General features: G+C 31.5%; 24 protein-coding genes and 1 pseudogene. 14 read left to right on the top strand and 11 right to left on the bottom strand.

The window, feature by feature from the left end:
* Window positions 1-363 precede the first annotated feature (363 nt).
* From AAA453_RS13485 to AAA453_RS13465, 5 genes are all read left to right on the top strand, one after another.
* Entirely contained in the window at window positions 364-1,440 is a 1,077-nt protein-coding gene (locus AAA453_RS13485; protein WP_427705424.1) for a branched-chain amino acid aminotransferase, read from the top strand.
* A gap of 249 nt (window positions 1,441-1,689) precedes the next feature.
* A complete protein-coding gene (locus AAA453_RS13480) occupies window positions 1,690-2,451 on the top strand; it encodes an SDR family oxidoreductase (protein ID WP_427705421.1) in 762 nt (253 codons plus the stop codon).
* 159 nt (window positions 2,452-2,610) lie between these two features.
* The gene (locus AAA453_RS13475; protein WP_427705419.1) at window positions 2,611-3,594 is read left to right on the top strand and encodes an aldo/keto reductase; all 984 of its coding nucleotides are present in this window, start codon (window positions 2,611-2,613) and stop codon (window positions 3,592-3,594) included.
* A 256-nt stretch (window positions 3,595-3,850) separates the two neighbouring features.
* Window positions 3,851-4,831: a ketoacyl-ACP synthase III gene (locus AAA453_RS13470; protein WP_427705416.1), complete on the top strand. Its 981-nt coding sequence runs from the start codon at window positions 3,851-3,853 to the stop codon at window positions 4,829-4,831.
* Window positions 4,832-4,996: 165 nt separating this feature from the next.
* Entirely contained in the window at window positions 4,997-5,737 is a 741-nt protein-coding gene (locus tag AAA453_RS13465) for an SGNH/GDSL hydrolase family protein (protein WP_069832582.1), read from the top strand.
* 206 nt (window positions 5,738-5,943) lie between these two features.
* Here the strand turns inward: AAA453_RS13465 and AAA453_RS13460 are convergent, their stop codons facing one another.
* The 3 genes from AAA453_RS13460 to AAA453_RS13450 all read right to left on the bottom strand — a co-directional run bounded on the left by AAA453_RS13460 (window position 5,944) and on the right by AAA453_RS13450 (window position 9,449).
* On the bottom strand, window positions 5,944-6,822 hold the full coding sequence (locus tag AAA453_RS13460; RefSeq protein WP_427705414.1) for a PEP/pyruvate-binding domain-containing protein: 879 nt from the start codon (window positions 6,820-6,822) through the stop codon (window positions 5,944-5,946).
* A gap of 64 nt (window positions 6,823-6,886) precedes the next feature.
* Complete coding sequence (locus tag AAA453_RS13455) at window positions 6,887-8,539, bottom strand: PEP-utilizing enzyme (protein ID WP_427705412.1); 1,653 nt, start codon at window positions 8,537-8,539, stop codon at window positions 6,887-6,889.
* Window positions 8,540-8,909: 370 nt separating this feature from the next.
* On the bottom strand, window positions 8,910-9,449 hold the full coding sequence (locus AAA453_RS13450) for a TetR/AcrR family transcriptional regulator (protein ID WP_285323514.1): 540 nt from the start codon (window positions 9,447-9,449) through the stop codon (window positions 8,910-8,912).
* 191 nt (window positions 9,450-9,640) lie between these two features.
* On the opposite strand from AAA453_RS13450, the gene AAA453_RS13445 reads away from it, so the two are divergent.
* Window positions 9,641-11,077: a DHA2 family efflux MFS transporter permease subunit gene (locus AAA453_RS13445; protein WP_427705410.1), complete on the top strand. Its 1,437-nt coding sequence runs from the start codon at window positions 9,641-9,643 to the stop codon at window positions 11,075-11,077.
* Window positions 11,078-11,326: 249 nt separating this feature from the next.
* Here the strand turns inward: AAA453_RS13445 and AAA453_RS13440 are convergent, their stop codons facing one another.
* A complete protein-coding gene (locus AAA453_RS13440; RefSeq protein ID WP_285323515.1) occupies window positions 11,327-11,734 on the bottom strand; it encodes an Lrp/AsnC family transcriptional regulator in 408 nt (135 codons plus the stop codon).
* A gap of 115 nt (window positions 11,735-11,849) precedes the next feature.
* On the opposite strand from AAA453_RS13440, the gene AAA453_RS13435 reads away from it, so the two are divergent.
* Window positions 11,850-12,611 (top strand): MBL fold metallo-hydrolase, encoded by a 762-nt coding sequence (locus AAA453_RS13435; protein ID WP_427705408.1) that lies wholly within the window; start codon window positions 11,850-11,852, stop codon window positions 12,609-12,611.
* A 172-nt stretch (window positions 12,612-12,783) separates the two neighbouring features.
* On the opposite strand, the gene AAA453_RS13430 is transcribed toward AAA453_RS13435, so the two are convergent.
* Window positions 12,784-13,098 (bottom strand): antibiotic biosynthesis monooxygenase family protein, encoded by a 315-nt coding sequence (locus tag AAA453_RS13430; RefSeq protein ID WP_427705406.1) that lies wholly within the window; start codon window positions 13,096-13,098, stop codon window positions 12,784-12,786.
* A gap of 240 nt (window positions 13,099-13,338) precedes the next feature.
* On the bottom strand, window positions 13,339-13,692 hold the full coding sequence (locus AAA453_RS13425; protein ID WP_069816957.1) for a winged helix-turn-helix transcriptional regulator: 354 nt from the start codon (window positions 13,690-13,692) through the stop codon (window positions 13,339-13,341).
* A 125-nt stretch (window positions 13,693-13,817) separates the two neighbouring features.
* Between AAA453_RS13425 and AAA453_RS13420 the strand changes: the two genes are divergently transcribed.
* Both AAA453_RS13420 and AAA453_RS13415 read left to right on the top strand, forming a co-directional pair.
* Window positions 13,818-14,777: an NAD(P)H-dependent flavin oxidoreductase gene (locus AAA453_RS13420; protein WP_285323519.1), complete on the top strand. Its 960-nt coding sequence runs from the start codon at window positions 13,818-13,820 to the stop codon at window positions 14,775-14,777.
* Window positions 14,778-14,805: 28 nt separating this feature from the next.
* Window positions 14,806-15,543 (top strand): NADPH-dependent F420 reductase, encoded by a 738-nt coding sequence (locus AAA453_RS13415; protein WP_427705404.1) that lies wholly within the window; start codon window positions 14,806-14,808, stop codon window positions 15,541-15,543.
* A gap of 222 nt (window positions 15,544-15,765) precedes the next feature.
* On the opposite strand, the gene AAA453_RS13410 is transcribed toward AAA453_RS13415, so the two are convergent.
* Window positions 15,766-16,137 carry a MerR family transcriptional regulator gene (locus tag AAA453_RS13410; protein WP_427705401.1) on the bottom strand — a complete coding sequence of 124 codons (372 nt, stop codon included), beginning with the start codon at window positions 16,135-16,137 and terminating at the stop codon, window positions 15,766-15,768.
* 170 nt (window positions 16,138-16,307) lie between these two features.
* Between AAA453_RS13410 and AAA453_RS13405 the strand changes: the two genes are divergently transcribed.
* The gene (locus AAA453_RS13405; RefSeq protein ID WP_427705399.1) at window positions 16,308-17,075 is read left to right on the top strand and encodes an SDR family NAD(P)-dependent oxidoreductase; all 768 of its coding nucleotides are present in this window, start codon (window positions 16,308-16,310) and stop codon (window positions 17,073-17,075) included.
* Between the two features lie 211 nt (window positions 17,076-17,286).
* On the opposite strand, the pseudogene AAA453_RS13400 reads toward AAA453_RS13405, so the two are convergent.
* Window positions 17,287-17,427 (bottom strand): annotated as a pseudogene (locus AAA453_RS13400) (IS110 family transposase); the annotation flags it as partial.
* Between the two features lie 1,131 nt (window positions 17,428-18,558).
* On the opposite strand from AAA453_RS13400, the gene AAA453_RS13395 reads away from it, so the two are divergent.
* Entirely contained in the window at window positions 18,559-19,257 is a 699-nt protein-coding gene (locus AAA453_RS13395) for an AAA family ATPase (protein WP_427707077.1), read from the top strand.
* A 156-nt stretch (window positions 19,258-19,413) separates the two neighbouring features.
* On the opposite strand, the gene AAA453_RS13390 is transcribed toward AAA453_RS13395, so the two are convergent.
* Window positions 19,414-19,629 carry a hypothetical protein gene (locus AAA453_RS13390; RefSeq protein WP_427705397.1) on the bottom strand — a complete coding sequence of 72 codons (216 nt, stop codon included), beginning with the start codon at window positions 19,627-19,629 and terminating at the stop codon, window positions 19,414-19,416.
* 220 nt (window positions 19,630-19,849) lie between these two features.
* Between AAA453_RS13390 and AAA453_RS13385 the strand changes: the two genes are divergently transcribed.
* Window positions 19,850-20,548 (top strand): HAD family hydrolase, encoded by a 699-nt coding sequence (locus AAA453_RS13385; protein WP_427705394.1) that lies wholly within the window; start codon window positions 19,850-19,852, stop codon window positions 20,546-20,548.
* A 74-nt stretch (window positions 20,549-20,622) separates the two neighbouring features.
* On the top strand, window positions 20,623-21,012 hold the full coding sequence (locus AAA453_RS13380; RefSeq protein ID WP_069832591.1) for a hypothetical protein: 390 nt from the start codon (window positions 20,623-20,625) through the stop codon (window positions 21,010-21,012).
* Window positions 21,013-21,277: 265 nt separating this feature from the next.
* On the opposite strand, the gene AAA453_RS13375 is transcribed toward AAA453_RS13380, so the two are convergent.
* Both AAA453_RS13375 and AAA453_RS13370 read right to left on the bottom strand, forming a co-directional pair.
* On the bottom strand, window positions 21,278-21,940 hold the full coding sequence (locus AAA453_RS13375) for a deoxynucleoside kinase (RefSeq protein WP_021339560.1): 663 nt from the start codon (window positions 21,938-21,940) through the stop codon (window positions 21,278-21,280).
* On the bottom strand, window positions 21,933-22,550 hold the full coding sequence (locus AAA453_RS13370) for a deoxynucleoside kinase (protein ID WP_069816973.1): 618 nt from the start codon (window positions 22,548-22,550) through the stop codon (window positions 21,933-21,935). Before AAA453_RS13370 ends, AAA453_RS13375 begins: the two co-directional genes overlap by 8 nt.
* 62 nt (window positions 22,551-22,612) lie before the next feature.
* Here AAA453_RS13370 and tadA point away from each other — a divergent pair, with 62 nt between their 5' ends.
* Window positions 22,613-23,104 (top strand): tRNA adenosine(34) deaminase TadA, encoded by a 492-nt coding sequence (tadA, locus tag AAA453_RS13365; protein WP_427705392.1) that lies wholly within the window; start codon window positions 22,613-22,615, stop codon window positions 23,102-23,104.
* Window positions 23,105-23,142 lie beyond the last annotated feature (38 nt).

Genomic DNA, 23,142 nt, shown 5'->3' with positions numbered 1-23,142 from the left:
GTGGGGCTCAGAGTGTCAACAAAGTCTCAGGCTTTGTTGACATTTTTTGTGCACGTTTTCCACGGCACAGCTTCATCCTGTAGTATTTGGCTCGTGTTTTATTAACGAGTTAGGGTTGGCTCAAATCTCTGCCTTTTTTAAAACCAAAAATAACAAACCATTTATCAATATGTGCATAGGTATTGTTGATATTCGGGTGTTTTATAGACAAGTTGAGATATTATTAATCACAAAATACTTTTAAAAATAAATCGTGTGCATTTTTAGTATATTTGAAATTATTTGAAAATTATTGAACAGTGCCCTGTGGATTGGTATAATTTAAAGTAATACTTTAGGAAATAGCATTAGGAGGAAAAAATCATGTCAGAAAAAATTGAATTTGTACAACGAGAAACACTTAAAGAAAAACCGGATCCAAGTGGTTTAGGTTTTGGAAAATACTTCACAGATTATATGTTAAGTTTCGACTACGATATTGATCAAGGATGGCATGATTTAAAGATTGTGCCTTATGGTCCAATTGAACTTTCTCCAGCAGCTCAAGCACTTCATTATGGGCAAGCTGTATTTGAAGGCTTAAAAGCATATAAACATGATGGCGATGTTGATTTATTCCGTCCGTCTGAGAACTTTAAACGTATTAATGACTCTTTATCACGTTTAGATATGCCGAAAGTTGATGAAGAAGTTGTTTTAGAAGGTCTAAAACAATTAGTAGATATCGAACGTGACTGGGTACCTGAGGGTGAAGGTCAATCACTTTACATACGCCCGTACGTTTTCGCGACTGAAGGCATATTAGGCGTACGTCCTTCATACTCTTATAAATTACTTATCATTTTATCACCATCAGGTTCTTATTATGGTGGCGAGTCATTAAGCCCAACTAAGATTTATGTAGAAGATGAATATGTACGTGCTGTTCGCGGTGGCGTAGGTCACGCTAAAGTTGCAGGTAACTATGCGGCAAGTTTATTAGCACAAACAAATGCTTCTGCACAAGGTTACGACCAAGTACTTTGGTTAGATGGTGTAGAGCAAAAATATGTAGAAGAAGTAGGTAGTATGAACATCTTCTTCGTAGAGAATGGCAAACTTGTAACGCCAGAATTAAATGGTAGTATTTTACCTGGTATCACACGTAAAACAGTCATTGAATTAGCTGGCAATTTAGGCTATGAAGTTGAAGAACGTCGTGTATCGATTGATGAATTGATTGAATCACATAATAAAGGTGAATTAACTGAAGTATTCGGTACAGGCACTGCAGCAGTTATTTCTCCAGTAGGCCAATTGAAATATGGCGAAACTGAAATTGTGATTAATAATAATGAAACTGGTAAAATCACGCAAGACTTATATAACAACTACACTGGTATCCAAAGCGGTAAACTTGAAGACCCACAAGGTTGGAGAGTCGTAGTACCAAGATATTAATAGCTAACCAAAAGGCGCTTCTTTTTTAAAAGAAGCGCCTTTTATGTTTTATATATCTAGTCATTCAAATTGTTTTGTCTGATTTTCAATATATGATGTTTGTGTCAGCCATACTTGGAAAGCTTATTTTTGTCTCCATTTAGATACGATAGAATATGATATTTCGCATTTTCCTAAACAAATTTTATTGTTAGACGTATGCTTAAAAAACGACTACACTGATTAAACTTATGTAGAGGAGTGTGCAAAATGGATATAAAGAATAATACAATACTTATCACTGGTGGTGCTTCTGGTATAGGACTTCAGTTCACTAAAAAGTTTTATGAAAATGATAATAAAATTATTATATGTGGACGTAATACTGAAAAATTAAAAAGTATTCAAGAACAATTTCCAGAAATAACAACGAAGAAATGTGATATATCTAGTGCTGAAGAACGTTTGGATTTATATCATTGGGTAATTCAAAATTATTCAGATATTAACGTACTCGTAAATAATGCTGGTATCCAAAACCGTTTTGATATTTTAAAAACCAATGCTACAACGAATTGGGAGAACTTAAATACAGAAATAAAATCCAATTTTGAAGCAACGGTTCAACTTTCAACATTATTTAGCCAATACTTTTCTGATAAAACAACAAATTCAAATATAATTAATGTTTCTTCGGGACTTGCTTTCTCACCTATGGCAATTGCGCCAATCTATTCAGCGACCAAAGCTGCAGTACATTCATTTACAGTTAGTTTAAGACATCAATTGTCGAACACAAATACAAGTGTTTATGAGGTTATTCCTCCTGCAGTAAATACTGATTTAGGCGGGGAGAATATTCATACTTCTGGTGCGGATCCTGTGGATTTTATTAATGAAATTTTTGATGGTTTAGTTCAAGGAAAGAATGAAATTGGATATGGCTCATCTAAAAAACGCCTTCAAATGTCAAAAGAAGCATTAGATGATTATACAGAAGAAATGTATCATACTTTGAAAAATACAATATAACTTTAATTTATATAAAGATATAAATTAACAGTAAATGTTTATTATTTTTGCGAATAAAGGGTAAAGAACATGTGTAAAACATAGAAGTATATAAAAATGTAATTAAGTATATAAATAGAAATGGTAAGCTATTTTTAATTTTAAGGGGAGGAAAATTTTATGAAATATCGCGAGTTAGGTAATACGGGCATGATGATCAGTGAAGTTAGTTTTGGTACATGGGCAATAGGTGGTGCCTGGGGTAAAACAAATGATGAAGATGCATTAAGTGCTTTAGAGTATGCAATTAATCAAGGCGTGAATTTCTTTGATACAGCTGATGTCTATGGAGACGGTCATAGTGAAGAATTATTAGCCAAGGCGACTGCAGGCAAAGAAGATGAAATTTATATTGCAACAAAATTCTGTCGACAAGGAGATATTGCTGACCCACAAAATTATAGTTATGAAACGGTAAAATCATACTGTGAAGACAGTCTGCGTCGATTAAACAGAAATACAATAGATTTGTTTCAAATCCATTGCCCTGCTACTGAAATTTTAAAAGAAGGCAGTGTGTTTAAAGTATTAGACCAATTAAAAGAAGAAGGTCTCATAAGACATTATGGGGTGAGTGTTGAGTCAGTTGAAGAAGGTTTAATATGTTTAGAATATCCTAATGTAGCAAGCTTGCAGGTTATTTTTAATATGTTCCGCCAAAAACCATTAGAGGAATTAATTCCTAAAGCTTACCAACAAGGTGTAGGTATCATTACGAGAGTGCCACTTGCAAGTGGATTGTTGACAGGAAAATTTACAGCGAAAACTCAATTTGCTGAAGATGATCATCGTAAATTCAATGAAAATGGGGAAGCTTTTAATGTAGGCGAAACATTTTCAGGACTAGGTTTTCAAAAAGGGGTAGAATTATCTGATCAACTAACATGGATTAAAGAAGGGCGACCTTCTATGGCAAGTGCAGCATTAAGATGGATTTTAGATGCTAAAGAAATATCTTGCATTAATCCAGGTTTTAGAAATGTGACACAAGTGAAACAAAATTTAGAGGCATTAGATACTAAATCTTTCACAGAGGACGAAAAGCTAAAAATTAAAAACTTTTACAAAGAAAAAGTCGAAGATTCTATCATGGGTACTTATTAATAAATTAAATTGGCAGTGGCTGACTGAATTGAAAATGCACTTATTCTAGTCATTCTTTCCGGGGTGGGACGACGAAATCTTATTAGAAAAATTAGATTTCTTTCCCCACTCCCTTTTTGTATTAAATGGCTTATGTAAAAATGTAATTACACTAATAGTTTATTGTAAAATCATTTTATTTCACAAATAAAAATAGTATTATGAATAATATAAAATATTATAATTAAATAAAAATTCAATGAAAGGATTTGTTTAGATGCGTTCACTTGCCAAAATAACTGCACAAGGTTCATATGTACCAGAAAAAGTCATGGATAATCAAGATTTTGAAAAAATTGTAGAGACTTCAGATGAATGGATACAACAAAGAACTGGTATTGTAGAAAGAAGAATTACAAATGAAGATGAGTATACAAGTGATATCAGCTATAAAGCAATTCTTGATCTACAAGAGAAATATCAAGTAGATTTAAAAGATGTAGATATGATTGTAAATGCAACATTAACACCAGATTATAAAACGCCAAGTGTCGCATCTTACGTGCAAGCTAAACTAGGTTTGAAAAATGCAGGTGCACTGGATATTAACGCTGCGTGTGCTGGATTTGCATATGGACTTAATATAGCGAATGGGCTCATTACTTCCGGACAAAATAAAAAAGTATTGGTTATTGGGTCAGAAACATTATCAAAAATTACTGACTACACAGATCGTAATACGTGTATATTATTTGGTGATGGGGCAGGCGCTTTTTTAGTAGAATATAGTGAAGACGACACTAGTTTTATAGCAAGTAGTGCTGGATCAGATGGTGATAAAGGACATAACTTATATTGCTCAGAATTGTCTGATGCAATGTTTGATGAGGATTTAGAAAATCCAGGTTATATTGTTCAAAATGGCCGTGGTGTTTATAAATGGGCAGTTGGTCATGTACCAAAAATTATTGATGAGACTCTAAATAAAGCAGATATCAATAAAGAAGATTTAGATTGGTTTGCCCCACATAGTGCTAACGCTAGAATGATAGAATCAATTTGTGATAAATCTGGTATAGAAAAAGAGAAAGCATTGATGAGCCTTAAATACTATGGCAATACGTCATCTGCTACGATTCCTCTATCTATAGACTTAGCAGTTAAAGAGAATAAATTGAAAAAAGGCGATTTAATTTTATTAGTTGGATTTGGTGGTGGCTTAGCTTACGCATCAACTTTAATCAGATGGACAATCTAGAAGCGCCTCTCAAAAAATTTTTAAATATAAAAAGAACATTATCGTCTTAGGAACACCAGATTAAAATAACAAGCTAGTTAAATTTTTATTTTTTACTTAAATAATTTTACAGTTGTATTATTAATTTTCAATAAACAAACTGCATGATGCCTAGGGGGCATAAAGATGAATAAACTCAGAACAATTTTGCAGGGGACAGGCACATTAATCTCTTTAATCAAAAATACACCGAATATTATTAAAGGTAACAAAGATGAATTTGAACCAAATGAAAGTTATTTAGATAAAAACAGTAATTTGAATAATAAAAGAATATTGTTTTTAGGTTCTTCAATTACTTATGGTGCTGCATCTAAAGGAAACTCATTTGTAGAATTTTTAAATAAAGAATATGGTGTGGATACAATTAAAGAAGCTCAATCAGGAACGACATTAGCTGGTAAACAAAATTCAAGTTATGTAGAAAGATTAAAAAGTAAGGTTTCTACAGAAAATATATTAGATGGCTTTGTATGTCAGTTATCCACAAATGACGGAAGATTCAACAAACCTATAGGATCAATCAGTGAATCTTATAGTATTAATGATTTTGATACGGAAACAACCATAGGTGCCATCGAATTTATTATTTCGTATGTTAAAGAAAATTGGGATTGTCCTATTATATTTTATACTTGTATACGTGATAAAGACCCTTATTATGAATTTTTGATTAACAAACTATTAGAAATAAAAAATAAATGGGATATTCATATTATTAATGTATGGGGAGACAAGAGAATAAATAAACTAGCTAAAGATGACAACACGATGATGGCGGACGATGCTCACCCAACGCAAAAGGGTTATCGATATTTGTATACACCAATATTCTCTGAAAAGCTTAATGATATATTAAATGATTAAGAGACACCTTTAAAAATAAAGATTATTTTTTGCTATTTTTTCTAATGTTTTTCAACTTAAAATTTACGAGATACAAAAAACACCCTCCAAAGTTTTCACTTTTTAAGTGTCTACTTTGAAGGGAGCAATCAGTTTATAAACTTGTAGTGCCTTTTATGTGGACAGAACGACTAATAACCATAGTAACTTGAATATAAAATTTAATTTCAAGTAGTAATTGGACGAACTTGTAAAATATAAATTTCATCTTGTTGGATACCAAATTCTATATCAACAGGGTAACCAAAGGATGATTCTAATTTTTGAGTATACTTTGCTAATTCTTGCGCAATGTAATCATTAATACAATAAGTGTTTTTTTCCGTTTCAGTGGTTTCGACTTCAGATATACCTTCTTCACTAGCAAGCATTTTTATTTCTTTTAACCCAAGTTGTTTATCTATTTCAAAAGTGGATTTATTTACAATAAAAGTATCAGGCGTAACCATACCTGATACGATACTTTCTCCTAACCCATAACTCACATTGATTATACATTCATTTAAATTATCAGTAATTGGATTTTGGCTAAAAATAACGCCAGACGTTTCAGGAATGAGAAGTCCTTGTATCACAACACTCATAGATAAGTTATTTGTATCAACAGCCATTGTATTAAGATAACTTTGGACGCGTTCTGAAAAAATAGAGGCCCAACATAATTTGATTTTCTGAATAAGATCTTCTTTAGTTTGAACATTTAGGTATGTTTCATATTGTCCTGCAAATGAAGCATTGTCTAAATCTTCAGCGCTAGAGGATGAACGTACAGCAACTGCATTGAAGTTTTTCTTAATTAAATTGAAAGCATCTATAATTTCACAGTGAGTATTTTCAGGTAGCTCACCTTCAATAATTTTTTGACGAATATTACTATCATGAAGCGATATTTTATTAAACTCAACAAATTGTTGGAAAGTATTTGGTAAAATAATAAAACCATTTGGTACTGGCCAATTTGCTTGCTTAAGTTTAACTAAATTAAGTGCCTTTGATCCTATAGAATTTGTTATATTTTCTGCGTTGTCGAACGTCTGAGTATACATATGTTAACCCTCTTTGTGTTTTATATATTTAAATTTTTATAAAGCGTAGCTAGCAATAAAAAATTTACACTCTCTCATCAATTTTTACGCACCCATTTGTGCCTTCAACAGTCACGATATCTCCATCTTTCAACTCACTCGTAGCATTTTTAGTCCCAAGTACTGCAGGTATTTGATATTCACGTGCATTAATCCCTGGATGAGATAGTATGCCTCCAACATTTGTCACAATGGCTCCTGCTCTTAAAAATAGAACAGACCAAGCTGGCGTAGTCATATGTGTTACAAGAATATCACCATCTTCAAGTTTATTAAATTCATCTTCATTATTAATTATCTTTACAGCACCTGTATATATACCTTTAGAACCAGCTAGCCCTTTAATATATCCAGAAGGAGAAGTGTTTGTCTCTTCATTGTTTGAAGCGTCGCCAGTAGCTCTTTCAGAAATAATATCTAGGTTTTTTTCATTATGAGCAGGTGGGGTGCCATAATATGAAGGACTTTGTTCATTTATATTATGTTGATACTCTAATTTTCTTTCGGAAATCATTTCTGTTAGTGGTTCGGGATGTTTTAGAACTTCTTGAAGTTCATCTAAATATAAATAAAAAATATCTTCAGTTTCATTGATTATCTGTTGATTCACTAAGAAATTACTTAGATGCAAGAGTAATAAACGTGTCTTTGCTGTTGGCATTTCATCCATATAAAAGTGGTGGTCATCATCAAGATTGGATGCATCTAGTGCCCATTGATAATGTGTTTTAAATTGTTCTTTTGTTGTACCTTCTGGTATAGAAGATAAGACTGCTTCGTATTTGTGCACTCTTGTTTCTATAGCTTTTTGGAAACGTTGTTCTACATTTACATTACTACTGATATAACTAGCAATTGTCGTTAAAGGTATGGAAGGTTTTTCAAACCAAGTTTGATCTGTTAATACTCTTGATCTTACGGTTTTATTACCATAGTTACTTAAGAACTTTTGAAAATCTTTTTCGAATTTTCTTCCTGATGGTATCTCATGTAAGTGATTTAATAGTTCTGTGGGTTTAACAGTTTGGAATTTTAACTTAAGATCTTCATCTTCTTTCACTTGTTGTGATAGTTTGGAAAGTGCTTTATCTATTTCTAATGATTTATTCCACACGCCAATGAGCATGTCATAAATAATAGTGACATCTTTATCATCAGTTGCTTGTGCATAAAGTTTTTCCAAATCTTTATGTAGTTGGTGATGAGGTAACATGATTTCTGATTGGTAAGTAAATGATTTAGGATACATGTCCATGACGTAGTCGAGCATTGTTTGCGCACTATCAAAGGTAACTTCTTGCTCCAACATATAATCTATTTTTTCAAAAAATGGAAAAAAGAAGGTTTCTAGCACATTCTGAAAGCGTGTGTTTAATTCTGGATATATAGGCTGTACAATACTTAAAAATTGGTTGTGTCGTTCATTAATGTCATATTCGATAGGCTCACGTTTCATATAAATATGACTATTTTCAAATCTCGTTTTAATAGCGGGAACAGCCGCTTTGAATTGTTCTAAAGATTGATTTATTGAACCTTGGACTTCATATAGAAATGAAGCAAATAAAGGCTTAATAGTATCTGAGAGGATTGAAGTTTGTTCCCAATACCCTTCTTTTTTATCATTATCTGTTAACTGCATCAGCTGTTTATAGTTATCTATCACTTTAGTTTTCACAAAAATTCCTCCTAATATAAAAAATACATTCTGGTAACAACATGATTTAAAGTGTTTTGCAAAAGTTAATTGCTCACTCTTTAAACTACAAAGTGTTTGTTATTTAACAATGTATAAATTATATTAACAGGTAAAAATATATTATTCAATCAACACTTAATAAATAAAGTCTATTAAGTGTCATAACTTTTAAAGTTTTAAAAAGATTTAAAAAGAAGAAAAGGCGGGAATGTGCAATCAAATTTTGATTGCACATTCCCGCCTCCACAAGGATGACTAGAGATCAGACAGTTAATATTCAATCCATTAAAAATAATAGATTGAGCTTTCCATTTGAGAATGAGACATTTATGTCCCAGACTCATGAAGTTTAAAATTTACTGAAATGTATTTCTGATATTTTTTCAACTAAATATTTAGGAGTATAGGGCATATCTTCTTTTAACCAACATACAATTGTTCCAATGATAGCGGAAGATTCGTACCATAATTTTATATCTTTGTTTTTGGTATCTTTGCTTTGCTCTATACCGTTATATATTTTTGTTTCAATGATATTTAAAACTTCATTTCTAAAGCCTGGTAATTTATTAGAAACTAAAATCAATTTATAGAGACGGCTCTCTTTCTGTACGTGTGTTAAAAAATTAATGAGATTGTTCCAATTGTGTGAGTCATCTTCATATGCAGATAAATTTTCACGAACTGTATTCACTGTTTCAATTGCTAGTTTCTCTAACATATCAGTTAAATCTTTATAATGTGAATAAAAAGTAACTCTATTAATCATTGCTTTCTCACTTAACATATTGATTGTAATGCTTTCAACATTTTTTTCTTCTAGTAAATCAATTAATGCATTTTTAAGCATGTAACGTGTTCTTTCTATTCTTAAATCATGTTTCTTCATAAATATAGCACCTCAAACAATTTTTTGATTTTTGTCTTTTATTAAAACTTTAATAAACGTAATGATTTAAAAGGTAAGTTAAACAACAAAAAACGATATTTTGTAATTTGTTTATCCGTTTGAACTCTATTATAATAGTTCATTGTTAATTAAACAACAAAGTGTAATTTAAAAATGAAGGAGTCTTAATAGTGAGTAATCAAATTAATGTAAATAAATTTCCTAAAAAAATAATTATCACTATTTTAATTTTGGGAACATTTTTAACAGCTTTTAATCAAACTGTAATGAGTGTAGCAACGCCAGAAGTCATGAAAGATTTAAATGTTTCAGCGGCTACAGCGCAGTGGTTAACAACCGCCTATATGTTAGTCAATGGCGTGTTGGTACCAATTACTGCATTTTTAATGAAACGATTTACGACGAAACAATTATTTACGAGTGCAATGTTTTTATTCTTACTTGGTTCATTGATAGCAGCAATGTCTACTGATTTTACATTTCTGTTAGTCGGAAGAATGGTTCAGGCCTCAGGGGCAGGCATTATGATTCCGCTCTTGTATAGTGTAGTAATGATTTTATATCATCCGTCTGAACGCGGTACGGTCATGGGTATGGTTTCTTTAGCAGTATTATCTGCACCAGCCATTGGACCAACTATTTCAGGTTATGTTATTGATGCACTGTCATGGCATTCACTATTCGGTATTTTAGTACCTGTATCACTTATCGTTATTGTATTAGGATATTTCTTCCTAGAAAACGTAACTGAAACACAGAAAGACAAAATTGATTTAACGAGTATGTTATTATCAACAATCGCATTTTCACTTATATTATATGGCTTTAGTAGCGCAGGTGAAATGGGATGGACAAGTAATATCGTGATGTTTTCATTTGTAGTTGGTATTATTTCACTGATTCTATTTGTTGTAAGACAATTGAAAGCTACAAATCCATTCTTGGATCTAAAAGTATTTAAATACGGCACATTTACATTAACGAATATTATTAATATAGGCGTTACGATTATTATGTATGCCGATATGATTTTATTACCTATCTATTTACAAAATGTACTTGGCTATTCGGCTATGGAATCAGGTGTCTTCATGCTTCCTGGTGCAGTATTAATGGCTGCGATGAGTCCGATAGCAGGTAAATTATATGATTTATTTGGCGCAAAATGGATTACTATCGTAGGTGTTATCATAACTATTGTCTCAACAATACCTTTTATGGACTTGTCACAAGACACGAATTACTATTATTTATTAGCGGCAAGTACTGGAAGAAGAATTGGCATGGCCTTACTTTTAACACCAATTCAAACTGCTGGTTTAAATGTAATACCAAAAGAATTAAGCGCGCATGCTTCAGCAGTATGGAATACAATCAGACAAATTGCTGGCGCGATTGGCACCTCATTGCTTGTTACAATTATGACTATGGGTTCAAACAATTATATTACCGATCATGCTAGTACATCTAAACCTCAAGAACAATTAATGCTTCTAGCAAATATTCAAGGTATCAATATTGCTTACTTTGCCATTATTGTAGTAGCTGTTGTCAGTTTAGTACTATCCTTTTGGATTAAAGAAAGTAAAGCTATAAAGGAAGACTAATTTTATAAAATGAACTTGATTAAGAGACGTTTTGTTTCAATAAGGTGTCCCTCAAAGCGTCAACAAAGTATTCAACTTTGTTGACGCTTTTTTTGTGCTGACTTTACGCGAGCATAGTTGGTATTTTATTAACTAGTCAGAAGTCGGCCAAAATCACTGACATTTAAAAAAGAGTGCATAAGGAAACAATTAGAAAATTGTTAACTCAGGGTATTTGTTGAATTCCAATTTATACTCTGTGTTTATTTTTTAAAGAACAGTAGAAATCTTATAGTTAGCAAAAACATTAAGATCTTCTAAAAATGTATTCAGGTGCTTATTATTAGGGAATCGGCATTCTAGCAAATAACAACCATCACCTATTATTTTGTAATTATGTAGTATATAAATGGCTTTTGTATCGACAAATGTTAAAAAAGGTTGGTGCGATATTTTATTCATGTAAATATGTATAAAAGCATGAATAGCACAATCTAAACTTTCCTGGTTCACTTGAATTGTATAGTTCTGAATGACACCATCACTTTCTAATTTAGAGACTCGTGTGTTCACAGCTTGACCAGTTAAATTAACTTTTTGACCCAAATCTTTCATTGTAATTTTAGCATTTTGTTGAAGTTCATTAATAATCATCTTATCAGTATTATCGATAGCCATATAAGTCACTCCTTTTTCATTTATCAAGCAAATACGGCAAAACTTTTTCACCAAGTTATGTATTATTCATGGCTTTACTAATAGAATAAAAGTATCACATAAAGGAGGAATTGTAATGAATATAACTCATGTAAGAAATGCGACACTTATTATTGAATATGCAGATAAAAAGTTTTTAATAGATCCAATGTTGGGAGAAAAAGGCTCATTTCCACCATTTCCGAATGCACCTAGAGATGATCAAAATAATCCTTTAGTTGAATTACCTATGTCAGTAAATGAAATCATTACAGGTGTGGATGCAGTCATTTTGACACATTTACATTTAGACCATTTCGATGAAGCAGCTCAAAAAATATTACCAATAGATATTAAAATTTACACGCAGAACAGTGAAGATGCTGAAGAAGTGAAAAATGTTGGTTTCACAGATGTTGAAGCTTTAAAAGAGACAAATCAATTCGGAGATATCCAAGTAATTAAAACACCAGGTCAACACGGTCGCGGTGATATAGTTAAAAGTGCAGGTAATGTCTGTGGTTTGATATTCCAACATGATAATGAAAAATCATTATACATTGCTGGAGATACAGTTTGGTATGATGAAGTTGGAAAAACTTTAAAAACTTATAGCCCTGAAATTATAGTGGTTAATGGTGGAGATAATCAATTTAATGAGGGGGGTTCATTGGTTATGGATGAAAATGATATTTATGAAGTTGCCAAGTTAATGACATCCTCTGAGATTATCGTCATTCATATGGAAGCTGTAAATCATTGGAACCTTTCGAGAGATTACTTAAAGCAATTCGCAAAAGAAAACCAATTTTCATCACAACTTAAAGTACCAAACGATGGAGATAAATATACTTTTTAAATAATAAAAATTAAATCTAAAAAAGTAATTACTATACGAATACTACGGAATTTGGTCCTAAGAAAAGCGTGCAAAAAAATGCCGACACAGTTGGAAACTTTGTCGACACTCTGAGACACTTCTTTTTAAAAGAAGTGTCTCAGTTGTTTTTCTGATGTTTACAGATTACATTTTATATATCTAGTAACTCAAATTGTTTTATTTGTTTTTCAATACTTGTAGGTTTAGTATTTTCTTTTTCTTCTTTGTGCATATTTTTATGTTCTTCAACATGCGCTGGACGTGATACCCATGCTTGAAAATTCTTTTTTTCATTCCATTTCGATACAATAGAGTATGAAATTTTAGACTTTGTTTCATTTTTCCAAATTTCCACGTCTATTAAACCCTCATATCCTGAAAAATCTTCTTTAGCATGGCTGATTTTGTTATCCAAAATCGCTCTATCTTCTAAAGAAGCTGTAAAATTAGCTTGTGCTATGAACATGTATTTCATTCCTCCTTAACGATATTGATTAATTTTAGCAAAAATAAAAAGTTAAAACATATGAAATGCATTAAATTAATATTCTATGATTAAAACAATCGAAATTAAGTCAGTGTTTGGTTTTTTAGATAATTGGTGAGGGTCCTTCTTTCATAAGCGTTTTCCTTTTTGAAACAAAATTTGAAATGTTAAGAGCACTTTTTAAAAGAGGTGCCTTTGTACTATGTTTATTAATTGAAGTTAATACTCTCCATATTCTCTTCCATAGGCTTCCATCATATCTATAATTGGCATAAGAGCTTTACCTTTGTTTGTTAGACTATACACAACTTTAGGCGGAACTTCTGCATAAACGGTTCTATTAATAAGACCATCATTTTCCAATTCTTTAAGTTGTTTCGTTAAAGAACCTTGAGAAATACTTGTTAAAAATTTCTTTATCTCTCCAAATCTATAATCACTTTCTTTTAAATACCATAAAATTAAATTCTTATAACGACCTGACAAAATATTCTGGGTATAAGCGATACCATAAACGTCTCGATGTTCTTCTATAACGTTTTCGTCAAAACCATAATTACATATTTTAACCATCTAAACACCTCCATATCACAATAGTACATTTTTTAATACTATGTCATTATTTATTGCCTACTTCAATAATGATGCCATTCGTATTAATATACTACATATGATATTTATTGAAAAGGAGTAACATAATGAAAAACAGAGTGACTGAAATATTTAATATAGAAAAACCGATTATTCAAGGACCTTTGAATTCATTAACAAACCCTAAGTTTATTGCCTCTGTGAGTGAAGCAGGTGGATTAGGAATAATGGGACCTAATGCTGGTGATGCAAGAGTGACACGTTCGCCAGTTGAAACGACAGAGCGTATGAGAAAAGAAATTAAAAAAATTAAGCAACTCACAAATAAACCTTTTGCCTCAACAATTATGGTAAGTGAAGATCTTACTTACGTTGCATATATCGTTGATATGCTTATTGAAGAAAAAGTGCCAGTTGTATTGATCAATGGACTATTAGATGAAGAAATATTTACTAAGTTAAAAGATAATAATATGAAAATTATATTCCGACCAATTACGCCTACAACTGAAAATGCGAAAGCTGCTGAAGCAATGGGTGCAGATGTATTTGTAGCTACTGGGTTTGATGAAGGTGGAACAGTACCAGAACGAGTGATTGGCACTTTTTCGATTGTACCGATGATTGCTGATGTAATTAACATTCCAGTAATTGCTGCTGGAGGCATTGGTGACGTAAGGGGTGTCAGAGCTTCCTTTAGTTTAGGTGCAGAAGGCGTATATGTTGGTAGTGTCCTTATTCCTACTTTTGAAAACCCAGCTGCTGAAAATGTAAAACAGTACATTGTTGATTCAAAAGCTGAAGATTTAATTCTTTTCAGAACACTTCCAGCTTATTATCGTTCGCTTCCGGGTAAATTAGCAAAAGAGTTAGAAGTAATGGATAAAGAAGGCGCAACAAATGAAGAACTTGGGCAACATATGGGTGCTGGAAGAAATATGAGACTTGGTATGGTTGAAGGAGATACAGAAAATGGTTATGTTTCTGTGGGTACGGGTATCAGTCCTATCAAATCTATTCGAAGTGTAAAAGAAGTTATTGATGATTTAATGCAAGATTTGAAATAAAAAATAGTTTATTAGGAGGAGAATTAATATGAATTTTGGCATTATAGGCGTTGGAAATATAGGAACAGTACTTTCACATAAATTAGTGAATAATGGTCATGAAGTTAAAGTAGCAGATGCAAGAAGTATAGATAAATTAAAAAGCAAAAACTTTTCAGGGCAAGCTGTTGAAGTAGAAGATGTTATAAAAGATATAGATATTTTAATCATTGCAATTCCATTTCTTGCGACACCAGATTTGAAATATCTTATGAATCAAGTTGATGACGATGTTATTATCGTTGATACTGCGAATTATGCTCCGATTCTTAGAGATAAAAATATTGAGGAACTTGATAATGGTATGTCTGATAGTGTATGGGTGAGTCAACAATTAGGAAAACCAGTTATTAAAGCATTTAATAACTTATTAGAAGAGACATTAGATGATAAAGGCGCTCCTGAAAATACTGAAAATAGAATTGCTATGGCTATAGCAGGTGATAATCAAAAAGATAAAGAAATTATTATGGATATAGTTAGCGAAATAGGCTTTGATACTGTAGATAGTGGCTCATTAAAAGATTCTTGGAGACATCAACCTGGCACACCTGCATATTGTACGGAATTAACAAAAGAAGAATTAGAACAAGCATTGGATCGCGCTGATAATGAGAAGAGACCATTCTTAAGAGAGAAAATGATTAATGAGATTCAAAACTTATCAAAAGATGAATTTTCAACAGATAAAGTAGTTCAACTCGGAAGAAAAGTTTATAATCCTTAGGTAAATGTTGCTTGCTATAACGTGATTATTTTTAACAAAAGTGCACAGAAAATAATTATAATCTAGACGTATTTTAATTTTAAAATGTTTAAAGAGGCTGGGGCATATCATATGTCTTAGCCTCAGTTTTTTATATTGGCAGTGGCTGACTGAATTGAAAATGCGCTTATATATAGACTTTAAAGCACTACAACTTCATTTATGAAGACAAATGCATACACATTACTCGTTTGAATTCATCATCGTTAAATTACCTTGCTTAAAAAAATTGAGCTTAGCGGTAAGCTTCTCATCAATATCATATAACTCTTGAATTTTATTTCTAATTTCTTGTTGGTATTGTTTAATGTAATTTTCACTTTCTTCAACAGTTAAATTTTGCATACCTATGATTTGGTTTGAGTCGATATCTAGTTTTTTTAAATATTTTACTAATAACAACCAATTAAGATTTTGTTCAGTATATTGACGATAGTTATTCTTGTCTCGTGCTATATTTGAAATAATACCAATTTTTTCATAATAACGGAGCGTATCTTTCGTAAAGCCTGTATGTTCAACGATTTCTTTCGTTTTATAAAATTTTGCGTTCAATGTTAATTCCCCCTTGCTATGGAGTTGGCTCCATAGTATACAGTAATAATTATAAAAATGAAAATAGAAAGAAGAGGGGGAAATAAAATGAATTTAGAAAAAATAGCAGTAATTACAGGTGGTACTTCAGGTGTTGGTAAAAAAACAGCAATTGATTTAGCTAAAAAAATATGACCGTTTTATTAATTGGTAGAAACAAAGATAAAGGTGAAAAAGCGGTAGATGAGATCATTAAATTAACAAGGAATGTTAATATAACATTTCATTCAGTTGATTTAACAAATAAAAAAGAAATTGATGAATTTGCAAAAACAATTGTAAAACAAGAATCAAAAATTGATGTTTTAGTTAATGCTGCCGGAGCGCTTATAAAAAAAGAAGAATTAACAGAAAATAATTATAATAAAAATTATGTAGTAAATTATTTGGGGCATTTTTGGCTTACAGAAAAATTATTACCATTGTTAAAAAATGCTGAACAAGGGCGTATTTTAACAGTAGGTGGATTGCCCATTTTGGTTAATCGAGGGTTAGTTAAATTACCTTCTATTGATGAAATACGTAATAGTAAAAGCAATAAGGTTAGGCAAGCATTGACCTCTAAAGTATTATACACACTAGCATTATCTCAAAAGTTAGAGGGAACTTCTGTAACGGCTAATATATTTCATCCTGGCTATGTTACTGATTCTAATTATGCTATGCCTACATCTTTAATAGGTCGTTTTGTATATAAAGTATTTGGTAGAATTTTGACATATATTTTCAATATGGTATCAGAACCAAATCCAAAAATAGGATTAAAACTAGCATTAGATAATTCACTTTCTAGAACGACTGGAAAATTATTTAATGAAAAAGGGGAAATTGTACCATTATCTAAGCGTTACAGTCAGGATAAAATTGAAAAGATATGGGAAAATAGTCAACAATTTTAATGAAATTGACCATCTACAAAGATTTAAATTTTAATGATTCAGTGTAAGAATAATATTAGATTTTTTTCGACATTCTGAAGGACATCGAATTAATTACAGTGAATCTGTTTTATTGTCCTAGTTTCATTCCTACAATTTTTTAATTACTAGTAATTAAAAAAGGCATAACCAAATAGCCTTTATGATTTATTTGTATAAACTTATGATTATTTTAGTATGGTGACTTAAGATAATCATACTTTTCATTTTCAGTAACTAAATAATGAATTGTTTTCAATAGACGGTTCATACAAGCTAAGAAAGCAGTCTTATGAGAGTTCTCATTAGGCTGCGTTCTTAATTTATAATAATAACCTCCTCTGTTAACTCCCTTGTATCTAGGATAGAAATAATATTTTGGAAAGCATTAAATTCTCTTGCTAAATCAATCATTTCATTATCTAGCTTATCCTTCTATTAAATAGAAAATTTTAATTGTTGAGTAATAATTTGAATGTTTGGGCTAAAAATGATTGTACATCTAAATTTTTATATTAATAACTTACGGTAGTGTCTTTTAAAAGGGTGTATAAATTTACAATTTATATACGAATAATATTTTATATGTTAGATACTTATCTAACATAAGAAAGTGGAATTTTAAATTGTGCAGAATTAGTTTTTAATTAAAAATAAGTGTTGAAATATTAGAGGGGAATGTTTATTATTAAGTTGTCGGAATTTTCAGAATGGAGAAACCTAAGATGAATCAAACAATGTCTTTTCTAATGTTTTATTTTAAAATGCTATTGAACGATAAAATTACAATGATATGGACCATTATACTACCTATCATTTTAGCATTAATTAGTTATTATCCTAATGGCCCTTCAAACTATACAATTTTAGAGAAGCAAACTTTTATTTTTTCATTTTGGGCATTTATAGCTTCTATTACATACCTTAATGGTGTGGGCATGCAAATTTCTAGGATACGAGAAGAAGGACTATTGAAAACTTTTGTTATGATCACTGGAAAAAAGTACCCTTTCATTCTTGCTATTGCAATTTCGCAGTGTTTGTTATCGATGATTTCAATCCTTATATTTACAATAGTGTTTGGTTTTTTATTAAACATACTAACAATTAGTATAATTATTAAACCTGTGATTTTTATAATTATAGTGGCTCCATTATCCTTGTTTTTTATAGTCTTATCGTACATACCAGTAAAAGTAGATACGCTATCAACAATAGTTAATATGTTTACTTTGCTATTATTTTATGTGACTAATAACACCCAAAATAATTTCAAGGGTTTTGAATGGCTAAACCCACTATATTTTTTTCAACAAATAGCAGTTAATTTATTAACATTCTCAAATTTTATTAATTTCATTTCTTCGATTGTACCTATAATATTCTATACGTTATATGTAGTTATAGGCATTATTTGTATGAAACACATTGATATAAATTCAAAGACAAAGAGGTAGATAATGTGATGTACTATGTCGAAAATCTAAGTTATAAATATAAAAAAAATAATGAAATGACTTTAAAAAAAGTGAGCTTTGAGATTAAACCGGGAATGTTGAATGTGCTAGTAGGTGAAAATGGCTCAGGGAAAACTACTATAATGGATTGTATTACTAAAAGTTTAAATTCAAATTTTGATAACAATCTTCCCAAAACAAACGAAATACTATATATGACACAAAATATTTTTTTTGCTCCTACTAATAGTGGTAAAGATGTGAAGAATTTAATAAAAGGACTATTGTCTAAAAAAGTAGTGGGTAATTTTGACGAAATGATTGTAGCTAGTTTGAGCGAAAACGAGAAAGAAAAATATAACCATTTGTTGAATATAAATATGGGTGAAATGTCTGTCGGAGAAAGGAAGTGGCTATACCTTCAATTATTCTCAAAAATAACTAAAAAACTATATTTATTTGATGAGCCGACGAGCGGGGTTGATCCAGTATCAAGAAAATTAATAATGAAGAGATTAGAGAGTTTAATTAGACATAATCGTCAATGTTTAATATCAACTCATCAATTACAAGATTTACAACATATTAAAACCAACATTATCTTTCTTCATAATGGTTGTATTGTGTATCAAGGAGATTTTCATGAATGGCTAAAAATCAATGGAACTAATAACCCTGATATCGCTTTCGAAAGAACAATAAATTGAAAGTCAATTTGATATAATCGGTAATGAATGTTTTAACTATCAGTTTCACGGATATTTAACTCAATAAACTTATCCTATAATCAATGTAAGATAATTATTTAAAGATATGAGCTATAGACAGACTAGGCATCACTGAAATTATTGCAGTGATGTCCTTTATTTTGTGTTTTGTCTATTTTGAATATTTTCTTGCTCTTTCTTAGCACCGTTCAATATTTCATCTATATGATAAAAGCCATTTACAATTATGATAGAAAGAATAATTAATCCAATGCCCTTGATCCAACTTTTGGGAGACGTAGGCTTTTGTCTCTTTAAAAAAAACGTGCCAATTAACGTTGCAACTACAATGATTACGAATAGATATACCATATATCATCTTCCTTTTTATAAAAATTAAATATCAAGAAAAAATTAACTTAACTTTTAAATAATATTAACATAAAGGGATGTTTTTTCAAGGTTCTCCAAAACATTGAATTTAAGAATAATATTCTCCCAGTTTCATTATTTGTTTAGCCTTAAGTGTTTATATTAAAATAAAGTGCGATATAATTTAATATGAAGTTAATACATAGGAGCTGTTCAAGCGATGAAATGGATTTTATTTGATAAAGATGGTACGTTAATATACTTTGACGGTAGTTGGATGAAGATTGGCTTGCAACTCGTCGACGATTTCATGGAAGCATATAAGGTCGATATCCATGATATAGATGCAGCATATAAGCATTTAGGTATCGTAGATGGAGAAATTCAACCTGGCACAATAATGGCATCAGGTGCTTTAGAAGAAATGGTCAAAGCGTTATGTGATATTGCTGGTCAGGACGTTTCTAAGTGGGCACAAAAGAGGAGCCAAACACTTGTTGATAATAGAGTGCCAGAAAATGTTCTGGTAGAAGGCATTTATGAAACATTGGAGACGCTACAAAATCAAGGTTATAAAATGGGGATAGTAACAAGCGATTCTAAAAAAGGTGTAGAACAATTTTTAGAAGCAACTGAATTTGACCATTTCTTTGATGTAGTCATATCTACGGAAGCTAATGCAGTTGAAAAGCCTAATCCAGAAGTGCTTAATCCCTTGTTTAACAATTACGACGTATCACCACAAGATGTAATCATCGTGGGTGATACTGCCAATGATATACAAACAGGTGTAAATGCTAAGTTAGGCCTTACAATCGCTGTATTAACAGGCGTAGGCTTAGAACAAGAACTTAATAAAGCTGACCATATTGTAGATAACGCGAATCACGTTCTCGGGATATTAAATCAATATGCGTAGTTCACAAATTGTGTCATAATATACGTATCGTATATTATGACTTTTTTCTTTAATATAAACATTGAGGTGATTGAATGATTGATGGAAAATACGCAGATTATAAAGGCGAAACTTATAAAGTAGTTGAAATTGTTGGTAACGAATTGGTGCTGGCTACAGAAGACGAAAAGGCATTGGAACATGGTTTTGAAGCACAAACAGCAAATCAATCAGCGCATACATTATACTTCAAACATATCCCGAGAGACGATGTTGATGAGCTTTATGCATTATTTCAAGAAGCAAGATATGAAGGTGCCGTTTTTGATTTATATCAAGATACAGAACAACAGCTTTATATTGGGACAGAAGATCAAGATAAAGCGAGTACATTTGGATTAGATCAAACAGATGAACATTATTATAGTAAGTATGTGACAGAAGACGAAATTGAAAAAATAATCTACCGCAGACATATTGAGTAGTACATTGTTATAGCAATGAAAAGGAGTGAGACATAATAAATGTCCCACTCCATTGTTTTATAGCTGTTTTTTCTTCTAGATATTTTGTGTTTAAATGATGGCAGTAATTTGGCCACCTTCTGGCGAGTATAATATTTAATTGACTTGCTCTATAATCGCTTTAGTATGAAATAAATAGAAAAGCCGAAACTGAAATCGAGGAAAATGTGCACAAAAAAATGCCAACAAAGTCAGATGCTTTGTCGACACTCCATTGGTAATTGTATTAACGTTGATCCACTTTACGATGTGTTTCAATGATATGACGAATCTTATCAATAACTGGATTTAATGAGTCTGGATCTTCATGTAAATCATATTCATTAATGTTCACACGTACAACAGGACATGCATTAAATTCGCTAATCCAGTCGTCGTAACGTTTGAATAGTTTTTGCCAATATTCTGGGTCAGTTTCCATTTCCATCTGACGACCACGTTGTTTAATGCGATCAATGACTTCATCGTAATCACATTCTAAATAAATCAATACATCTGGTTTAGGGAAATAAGGCGTCATGACCATGGCGTTAAATAATTCAGAATATGTTTCAAAGTCTTCTGGGCTCATTGTACCTTGTTCTTCATGCATTTTAGCGAAAATGTCGACATCTTCGTAAATTGAACGGTCTTGGATGAAACCACCGCCATATTCAAACATGCGTTTTTGTTCTTTAAAACGTTCAGCTAAGAAATAAATTTGTAAGTGGAAACTCCAACGCTCAAAGTCGTTGTAAAACTTATCGAGGTAAGGATTATGGTCCACGTTTTCAAATGAAGTTCTAAAATTCAGGCGTTCGGCTAAAGCTTTTGTTAATGTTGATTTTCCTACGCCTACAGTACCAGCGATAGTAATCACAGCATCTTGAGGGATACCGTATTTATTCATGCATTTGTCCTCCAATCAGTGGTTTCACTAATTCTAAAATATAATTATAATCATCATTATGTTTAACGAAATCAAGGTGTGTCGTGTCAATACGAATGACGCGTTCTCCGTCAGCTTTTAACGAATTGTAATAGGCATTGTAATCACGCTTTAAATTAAGTAGGTAGTTATCCTCAATTTGATGTTCAAAACTGCGATTACGTTGTGCTATACGTGCTTTTAAAGTTTCTAATTCTGCATCTAAGAAGATGATGATATTAGGCATTTCTAGATCTTCGGTTAAAATATCATAAATTCTTGAGAATTTACTATATTCGGCACTCGTTAAGGTATTATGTGCGAAAATTTTATTTTTATAAATGTGATAATCACTCACGATACCACTTTCATTTGAAACAAGATCTTGGAATTGTTTGTAACGATTACATAAAAAGAACATTTCTGTTTGGAAACTCCATTTAGAAATATCTTCATAGAAATCTGATAAAAAAGGATTTTCATTTACAATTTCTTTTTCTTCATAGTAATTGTAAGTTTGACTAAGTTTGTGTGCTAAAGAAGACTTTCCGACACCAATCGGGCCTTCAACAGCAATAAATTGTTTTTTCATATTTACCGCTCCAATGTTAAAATAGACAATAAATATTGTACCATATGTGAGGTGTAAGACACATGACAACTGACCAAAATTATATGAAAATTGCGATTGAAGAAGCAAAAAAAGCAGGGGACATTGGTGAAGTGCCTATTGGTGCTGTCATTGTTCGAGATAATGAAGTGATTGCAAGAGCACACAATTTACGAGAATCATCACAAGACCCAACTGCTCACGCTGAGCATCTTGCAATTCAGAAAGCTGCTGCTGTCGTCGGTAGTTGGCGCTTAGAAAACTGCCGACTTTATGTCACGCTAGAGCCATGCGTGATGTGTGCTGGTACGATTGTAATGAGCCGTATTCCGTATGTGATTTATGGAGCTAAAGATCCGAAGGGCGGCTGTGCAGGTAGTCTCATGGACCTGTTACAAGAATCAAGATTTAATCATCGGGCAACGGTTCAAACAGGTGTATTAGAGGAAGCGTGTAGTCAATTATTAAAAACATTTTTTAAAAATTTAAGAAAAAATAAAAAACTCATACAAACAGCCGATAATACAAATCCCTAAAGATTTGGTAGAATATGAGTGTGTTACAAATTTGTGGC

This window comes from Staphylococcus parequorum (genome assembly GCF_039237145.1).
GTDB lineage: Bacteria > Bacillota > Bacilli > Staphylococcales > Staphylococcaceae > Staphylococcus > Staphylococcus equorum_A.
Note: the sequence above shows the minus strand (reverse complement) of the source record. Positions and strands in the feature narration are given on the sequence as shown.